Consider the following 7,665-nt stretch of genomic DNA (forward strand, 5'->3'; position numbering starts at 1 on the left):
CATTACGCTCGTACTTCCAAACCGCCTCACCACGCCGTACGACCCGTACGAACCCATTATCATGCTCGTAGGAAGTCGGTTCATCCTCGCCAGGAAACAGCGCCACCAAACGCCCGGCTTCGTCGTACTGATACGCCGTCACCGCCCCCAGCGGGTCCTGCTCAACCGTCAGCCGGCCCTTGGCGTCGTAGGATTTGAAATGCTCAGCGCCATCCGGATCGACCCGCTGCACCAGCCGCGCCCGCTGGTCATGGACGTAAACTTCCTGGCTGCCATCCGCGTTATGAACCGTGACTTTGCCGCCGTCCTCCCACGCATAGCGCGTGTCCATCTGCGAAAAACTGGCCCAATGCCGGACACACCGCGCCGCCTTACCAGCCCGTTCCCACTCCCAAAAGAAACTCGCCCCACCGGCCAGCTGCCGCTCAAGAATGACGTGCTGATCGTCGTACCGATAAACCTCGCTTTCACCGACAGCATTAGTCGCTGAAACCAGTCGGCCCGTCTCGTCATAGCTGTAGGAAACGACGTTCTGCTCGGTCACCCACACATACGGCTCACGCCCTTTGGCGCGATGAACCTGATAGTCCACCGCCACAATGCGGCCCCGTTCGTAGCGCAAAAACAAACACCGGCCTACGCCGTTATCCAGCCGCTCAATCCGCCCCAAACGATCACGAAAAATCCGCAGCCGGTTGTCATACGCATCACTGATCGCCGTCAGCACACCGTCGCGAAAGTGATAAAACCGTGACGCCTGGGCCAGCACCCATTCATCAGGCAGCGCCCCCAAGTAAATCGCCGCCTCGGCCAAGCTGTTGGTAATCGCGGGCCGAGCCACAGTAGGCAACGGAAACTCAGTACTGCGATTTTCATGATCCGTCCAAACCACCGAATCACCGCCAACCACCAGCCGCTGCGCCAGAGAGTGACTCCAACCAAACCCCAGCCCACAATCCACTTCCACCGCACTGGTGCGGTACAAGCGCGTCCACTCAAACGGTAAAATCCCGTCCAGTGCACCGTCAGTGAGGGTCAGCAATTCCTCGCCGGTGACCATCGACACCGGGCAACCATTAGTGGCGGTCTTGTCCGCAGGCGCCGCTGCATCTCCCTGCGGATTCTTCGCCGAGGCAGGCACATCATCCACATGCTCTTTGTGCTTCAACACCGCGTTCTGCCGCGCCCGCCAGCGCATCTGCATCGTGCCTTGCTTCAGCCCACCGACCACGCCGCGAACCGCCACCGCCTTATAGCGATCCACTGCCTGCATAAACTGAGTCAGAATCGCCAGCAGGCTCCTGACAAAACCAACCGCAGCCTCAAGTATCCGCGCGCCATACTTGACCAACCGCAAGCTCAGATACGCCACACCCGCCGCTGGCAGTGCGATCATCAACACCGCGCTAATCACCAGGTCGATCAGTAGCGACACCACAAACCCCGCCGCCGCCTCGGCGATCTCGCCAGGCGGCAGTGCGTCCAGCCACAGCATTGCCGTGCGCACCATCAGGTACAACGCGGCCTCATCGCTGGCGAGCAACATGGCCTTTTCCATGACCTTGGGTGCATCGGTGGCCAGCTGCGCCAACTTGGCGGCCTCGCTACCGAGTTGTTCGACGTACTTCAGCGGGTCTTCAAGAATCGCCTGCACCAGCTTGATGCTGTGCCACACGTCGCGGATCGCCGCCCAGCTGCCCGCCAGCACGCCGCTGCCCATCGCGCTGGCGGTCGATTGCTGCCAATAGGGTTTGAAGTCGTTCCATTGCTCGCGCAGCCATTGTTCGAGGTCCGCCGTCAGCCCGGCGTAGGAGGCAAACAACGCGTCCACCTGCTGAGTCGACGCGCCGCCCTGCACCCGCACCTGATACCGCCCGCCAGCCACGCAGGTATGCGAGCCTTTGCCGTGCTCATCGAGCATGACAACGGTGGAACTGCTGTCCTCCAGCCCAATCACCTCAACCGGAATGCCACCGATCGGGACGTCGTACACCGACTCGAACACGCTCTCGATCTTCAGCTCGCCGCCCAGCGGGCACATGACGACGGTGCCCAGAACATCCGGGTCGGTCATGCTGGCCGTGGTCTGTGAGGCCCCCACCCGCAACACTCGATCCATGCCCAGCAACGACGGCATATCCGTTGCGTGGCTGACCGAGTCCAGCGCCCGCGCATACCAGGCCCCCATCTGCTGGCGATACTCGACCAGGCTCTGATGGAAGCCGTTGAGTTCATGTTCGATAAAGGCGATGTGGGCAGCGTTGGTCATCCGTGACGTCTCGGCAAAAGGGCAAGGCGTCGGAGCATGCCGCAGGAAAAAGCGCCTGGATGAACGGCTGGGAAAATCAGAAAAGGACGACTTTAAGCGGGTAAAAACCGCGAAGAACTAGCCAGGAGGCCTACACAAAAACGCGATGCAACTGATTGCGCAAAAGCGCAGCAAATAAAAACCACTCTCATCCTTGCCCGATTTGCGCCCATGGCCGCTCCGGGGCCAAGAGCAAGTCGTCCCTGGATAGCAGGGCGTTTACCGGCCGCGTCGGCGGGGTCTATCTGTTCGATAACGGTTTGGCGCCGTATGCCAGCTACGCAGAGTCGTTCAACCCGCAATCGGGCACGGGTTACGGCGGTTCGGTGTTCAAACCGAACGAAGGCAAACAGTATGAAATCGGCATCAAGGACCAGCCGCCCGACAGCGACAGCTTTATCACGGCGGCGATTTTCGACCTACGCCAGAGCAACGTGCCGGCCATGGACCCGGACCCAAGCCATCTGTGTGGCAACGGCCGTTGCAGCATCCAGGACGGCGAACAGCAATCGCGTGGCTTTGAACTGGAAGGTAAGGCCAGCCTCAACGATAACCTGGGCATCACCGCGGCCTACGCCTACCTGGATAATCGCGCCAGCAAGTCCAACAGCACTGTGCAGGCGAGTGCGGCTTATCAGTGGTAACTGGATGAGCAAGCTTTTTGTGGCGAGCGAGCTTGCTCGCTCTGCTCGGCTGATAAGGCAATTTAATGGCCCCTTTGTAACAAAAATCTCGCCAGAATCACTTTTATTTTCAGATGGTTAGGTGAGGAAGCAAATGCGCACTGTGGGAATCATGCTGATCGCCTGCTCATTGGCAGGCGGCGCAGCTGCCGTGCAGGCTCGGGAGCTGCGCGAGGGTGACAAGTACATGTGCAGTTGGGGCGCTGGCACCGCCGCCAGGGCCCAGGAACTCAAACTGTCGGGCGTGTCGCTGTATGCCGCGCGACAGAAGATCCAGACCATCAGGTTCAACAAATCGTGGATGCGCATGATGGCCATGGGCATCACCGAACAGACCTATGACAGCCGTTCGCGGCTTAAGCCTGAGGCGATTCGCCGGAGCTTTTATCAAGATTGCGTGCGCTATAAGGTGGCGCGTAAATAATCGGTGAGCGCCTTACACCGGCCCGTGCAAAACCTGCGTTAGCCTGTCCAACTTTGCTGCGGCGCGCCTCGCCATACTGGCGCCAGGTAAACCACGAGGCACGGGCCATGACTGATTACGTATTCATCCCCGAGCAGCCTCCATCGCTGGCCATCCAGGGCAGCGCGGCGCGTTTGCCGCCAACAACGCGACCGGGCGCGGGCGCAAGGATGCCTTGGCGCGCGTGCAGGGCTATATCCGCGAGCATCTGCACGAGCCGACCCTCAACCTGACGGAGGCCGCCGCCGCTGCGTTTCTGTCGCCCAACTACCTCACCCACCTGTTGCGCAAGGAGACCGGCAAACCGTTCTCCCAATGGGTACTTGATCGCCGCATGCAATTGGCGCGCACTTTGTTGCTCAACAGTGCGCAGATGATCGGGGTTATCGCCCAGCGCTGCGGGTTTACCGATGAGGCGTACTTTTCTCGTTGTTTCCGCAAGGCCCATGGCCTGGCGCCGGGGCAGTTTCGTCGTCAGCAACAGGCGTAGCCCTTGTAGGCCGGGCGTTTTACAAATCCACCACAAACCTTATGTTTCTATGTGCATACAATTGCATCCTTCAACAGGAGGCCCGTATGCAAACGCTGATACGCGTGGCGACGCTGGACGATATCGACACGCTCTTCGCTATCCGCACCTCGGTGGTGCAAAACCACCTGAGCCGTGAACAGATGACCGACTTGGGGATTACCCCACAGGTGCTGGCGGACAGCATTCGTGAAGCGCCCTGTGTGTGGGTCGCTGAAGTGGAAGGCCAGCCTGCTGCCTTTTCCATGGTCGACCTGGCCGCAGGCGAGGTGTTTGCGATGTTCGTACAGCCCGGCTTCGAAGGCCGTGGCCTGGGCCGCCGCTTGATGGCGGTGGCGGAAGCCGCCTTGTTTGAACGCCACGACACGCTGTATCTGGTCACGAACGGGCGCGATGAAATCCGCGCCAACGGTTTTTACCAACGGCTGGGCTGGTCGAAGGTTAACCGCGTTGAGGGTGACGACGTTCGTTATGAGAAGCGCAGGGTGCCTTAATACTATGAACCCATCACCAGCCCCTTCGTCCTGCAGCTTTCGCTACTTTGCGATTGGGGTTGTGTGCGTCGCGGTGTTACTGGGTGGCTATTTTGTGCGGCTTAATGCCCAAGTTGACCGGGAACGGGCAGACGCGGTCGAGCGTTTGGCCCTTTGCAGGCAAGTGGAACGTGTGGCCAGCGCGGCGGCGTCAAACAGCGCTGAACTTCGCGAGACGTGCCGTCAACTCAATGGGCCGTCCTCCAACAACGTTACATCGCATTAGTTAATAACCATTTTTAAGACAAGGAAATATAAGCGGTACTTGCACCAAAAAGTGGCACTTGTAATCCTCTCTACCTTAAAAAAGGTGTGGTTATTGAATGACTTACGACGCTTTTAATCCGACGAAAGGATCAAAATAATCTTGTTACAGCTTTGGGCAGTCGGTACTATAGCCGGGCGTTCACCTCCCACGGTTTATGCATTTTTAAATCCCAAGTTTCCATCAGCTACTTGGGATTTTTTTTGCCTGGAATTTGACCGCAACGTCAAACTTCATGCTCGGCAAACTCGGCACGCATACGGCCATTACGTTTGGCCTGGTACAGCAACTTATCCACTGACTCGACAAACGCCAGCATATTACTGTTGGGCGTAACGATATGCGTACCGACCCCCAGGCTCAGGGTCAGGAGCTTGGAAACCGCTGAAAAGCCATGCTCGATCTGCTGCTGGCAAATCAGATGCAAGCAACGCCGTGCCACCTGCCGCGCCGATGCCGCATCCGTCTCCGGCAGCAACCACACAAACTCCTCGCCGCCGATACGCGCAATGAAATCCCGTGGCCGGTTGGCCGCCAGCGACAGGGTGCGCGCCACCTGGCGCAAGGCTTCGTCGCCCTTGATATGGCCGTAGTGGTCGTTGTACTGCTTGAAAAAATCGATATCGAGGATGATCAACGACAGCGGCAGCTGGCTGCGCTGGGCGCTGGCCCATTCGCGCTCCAACACGGTGTCGAACATGCGCCGGTTGGCGATGCCGGTGAGGCCGTCCTGAAAGGAATATTCCTCCAGCTGTTTCTGCAGGCGGATCAGGTGTTCTTCGGTCTTCTTGCGCTCGCTGATATCGAACATGAAGCCGATCAATGCTTCAACTTCATCGCCCTGGCGCACCACATGCACCACGTCGCGGATCCACACGTAGTCGCCATTTACCGTGAGCGCGCGGTAATCGGCCTCGTGATCCACACCGGCGCGCGATTGCGACACGCAAAAATTCACCACGTATTCACGGTCGTCCGGATGCATGCGTTCGACCCAGTCGTCCACGCTCACCCAACTTTGCGGGGCCCAGCCTAGCAGCGCTTCGATCTGCGGGCCGATATAGCTGAAGGTCATGGTCTGCCAGTCGATGCGCCAAGGGATAGCCTTGGTCGATTCCAGCAGTGTTTTGTACACGTCACTGTCGGGCGGGCTCGGTGGAATGAGGCTCATGGCAGGCTGCTCGGGGTGATGGCAAAGAGCCAAGATCGTGTTTTGAACGGCGCCGCGAGTCAAGCCTTCGACATCGCAGCAGACGAGAGGTCGCGTGCTGGGGTTTTGGCGCCAGAGAGCCAGCGTTTAGGGGGTGAAATGCGGCACACGTATCACTTTTTAATTAATTGTTCAGTCGTCGGCAAAAGCTTATCTATGCTGGATGCATTACACCTTCAGGGTCGAACCCAGGGACGGGGGCTTGTCATGATTGCGATCACCGAACTCAACCGCATCATGGCCTCAGGCTTCCTGCCGCTGTCGTGTGATTGCAGCCTGAATAGCGACGGCTCGCTGCGCATCACCGTTTTCGAGCCGTCTTCCGGGCGTGTCGACCTGTTGCTGACTCGGGTATCACCTCAGGGCCTGGACAGCGTCCGTTCCATCGCCAACCTGATTGGCGAATTGCGCACCGAGATCAAGGCCGGGCGTCGTGGTTTTGCTGCGATGGGCTAGCTGTTGACGGTGGCTGTTGGGGCTGCGACTGCGCCGTAGTAGCGCCAGCAGCAATGCCGGTGTTCCGGCACGATCACACAGCCGCTGAGGCTGACGAAGCATATAAAGGCGACGGGTCATGATATTTCCTCAGTGTGTGTACGGCGTTACTCCTTGAACGCCGCCACCTGTACAAACCCGTCGCAATGCTTTCAAACATTTCATCAAGCGCCGCCATCCCCTGAGTAATACTCGTCTCAACCACCTGAGTGGTAGAAGCAGAAGCACAGCAACACACTCTGTCTGATGTACTGGGATCCAACTGTGGGAGCGGGCTTGCTCGCGAATGCGGTGGTTCAGTTACAAATAAGCTGACTGACCTACCGCATTCGCGAGCAAGTCGAATCGTCGCACCGCCGTTCCCACAATTTTGACCGAGTTTAGCTGCCACCACTCAATGCGCTGCTTTTCTGTGGGAACTGGCTTGCCTGCGATGCAGGCGCCTCGGTCTACCTTACCTCAACCCGGTTCTACACACGCCACCGCTCGATCCATCAAAGCCCTCGCCATGTCCACCAGGTGCAGCACCGAAATCACCAGCGTCTGCCGACGTCCCGTCCAATCGCTCGCCAGCCTCTTGCGCTGTGGCCGAAGCACAGTACAACAAGCTGCTGGCATGCACCAAAGCACTTTCAAAACGGGTTTCAGGGTCAACGGTGAACAGATCGGTTCTAGCGTATCGGGCGAGGGAGCAGGGGAGAGATAGTGATCCAGCGCGCGCTTATACGCGGCGTATTTGTGCGCTTGAGGCGGGCTGCTAAACCCGGTCACTGAATTGGTAGTAGCGGGTGGAGACTAGCCAGCTGATTTGGGAGGCACAACCGGTTGGGATTTTCTCGGAAACGTCCCGCGAGGGAAAGGTAAATGTCGGCGATGGCCCGATTAAATAGGCTGGACGAGCGAAGACGAAATCTTCAGCCGCTGCCGCGTTCGTCAAATCCTTTGTCGAACGGCAGAAAGCAAATGGTGGGGGGAGGCGAGACGGGCAGAGCGCGCAATTAAAGGCGACGTAGGAACGACTTGACGATGTGCCGGGTGGCGTCGGTGGTGTCCAGTTCGTCCAGGGCGCCATAGGCGTGCCAACGGCAAGCGACGATCTCGTTACGCGGCCGCGCGTCGGCGATATTTACCACCGAGGCCTCGAACACATGGTGCACGGTGTCGCGTGCCTTGAGTTCC

At 58.7% G+C, this 7,665-nt stretch carries 7 protein-coding genes and 2 pseudogenes; 5 read left to right on the plus strand and 4 right to left on the minus strand.

Going from position 1 to position 7,665, the window contains the following annotated elements:
* Positions 1-2,269: DUF6531 domain-containing protein (locus E0F99_RS27520; RefSeq protein ID WP_165447647.1), on the minus strand; the 2,269-nt coding region annotated here is incomplete at its 3' end.
* A gap of 218 nt (positions 2,270-2,487) precedes the next feature.
* Here E0F99_RS27520 and E0F99_RS27525 point away from each other — a divergent pair.
* The 4 genes and pseudogenes from E0F99_RS27525 to E0F99_RS27540 form a co-directional block, all read left to right on the plus strand.
* Positions 2,488-2,928 (plus strand): annotated as a pseudogene (locus tag E0F99_RS27525) (TonB-dependent receptor domain-containing protein); the annotation flags it as partial.
* A 157-nt stretch (positions 2,929-3,085) separates the two neighbouring features.
* A complete protein-coding gene (locus tag E0F99_RS27530) occupies positions 3,086-3,415 on the plus strand; it encodes a hypothetical protein (RefSeq protein WP_083358090.1) in 330 nt (109 codons plus the stop codon).
* 169 nt (positions 3,416-3,584) lie between these two features.
* Positions 3,585-3,944: pseudogene (locus E0F99_RS27535) on the plus strand (helix-turn-helix transcriptional regulator); the annotation flags it as partial.
* A gap of 86 nt (positions 3,945-4,030) precedes the next feature.
* Positions 4,031-4,477 (plus strand): GNAT family N-acetyltransferase, encoded by a 447-nt coding sequence (locus E0F99_RS27540; RefSeq protein WP_083358091.1) that lies wholly within the window; start codon positions 4,031-4,033, stop codon positions 4,475-4,477.
* A gap of 530 nt (positions 4,478-5,007) precedes the next feature.
* Here E0F99_RS27540 and E0F99_RS27550 read toward each other — a convergent pair.
* A complete protein-coding gene (locus tag E0F99_RS27550; protein WP_083358093.1) occupies positions 5,008-5,952 on the minus strand; it encodes a sensor domain-containing diguanylate cyclase in 945 nt (314 codons plus the stop codon).
* Between the two features lie 246 nt (positions 5,953-6,198).
* Here E0F99_RS27550 and E0F99_RS27555 point away from each other — a divergent pair, with 246 nt between their 5' ends.
* The gene (locus E0F99_RS27555; protein ID WP_083358094.1) at positions 6,199-6,447 is read left to right on the plus strand and encodes a DUF1652 domain-containing protein; all 249 of its coding nucleotides are present in this window, start codon (positions 6,199-6,201) and stop codon (positions 6,445-6,447) included.
* A gap of 493 nt (positions 6,448-6,940) precedes the next feature.
* Here E0F99_RS27555 and E0F99_RS27560 read toward each other — a convergent pair whose 3' ends face one another.
* Both E0F99_RS27560 and E0F99_RS27570 read right to left on the minus strand, forming a co-directional pair.
* Entirely contained in the window at positions 6,941-7,111 is a 171-nt protein-coding gene (locus E0F99_RS27560) for a hypothetical protein (protein ID WP_232000050.1), read from the minus strand.
* Positions 7,112-7,484: 373 nt separating this feature from the next.
* Positions 7,485-7,665: NUDIX hydrolase (locus tag E0F99_RS27570; RefSeq protein WP_479725195.1), on the minus strand; the 181-nt coding region annotated here is incomplete at its 5' end.

This window comes from Pseudomonas antarctica (assembly GCF_900624995.1).
GTDB lineage: Bacteria > Pseudomonadota > Gammaproteobacteria > Pseudomonadales > Pseudomonadaceae > Aquipseudomonas > Aquipseudomonas antarctica.

Coding starts and splice junctions, on each gene's coding strand:
- E0F99_RS27530 (WP_083358090.1), top strand. CDS start 3,086: ATGCGCACTGTGGGAATCATGCTGATCGCCTGCTCATTGGCAGGCGGC.
- E0F99_RS27540 (WP_083358091.1), top strand. CDS start 4,031: ATGCAAACGCTGATACGCGTGGCGACGCTGGACGATATCGACACGCTC.
- E0F99_RS27550 (WP_083358093.1), bottom strand. CDS start 5,952: ATGAGCCTCATTCCACCGAGCCCGCCCGACAGTGACGTGTACAAAACA.
- E0F99_RS27555 (WP_083358094.1), top strand. CDS start 6,199: ATGATTGCGATCACCGAACTCAACCGCATCATGGCCTCAGGCTTCCTG.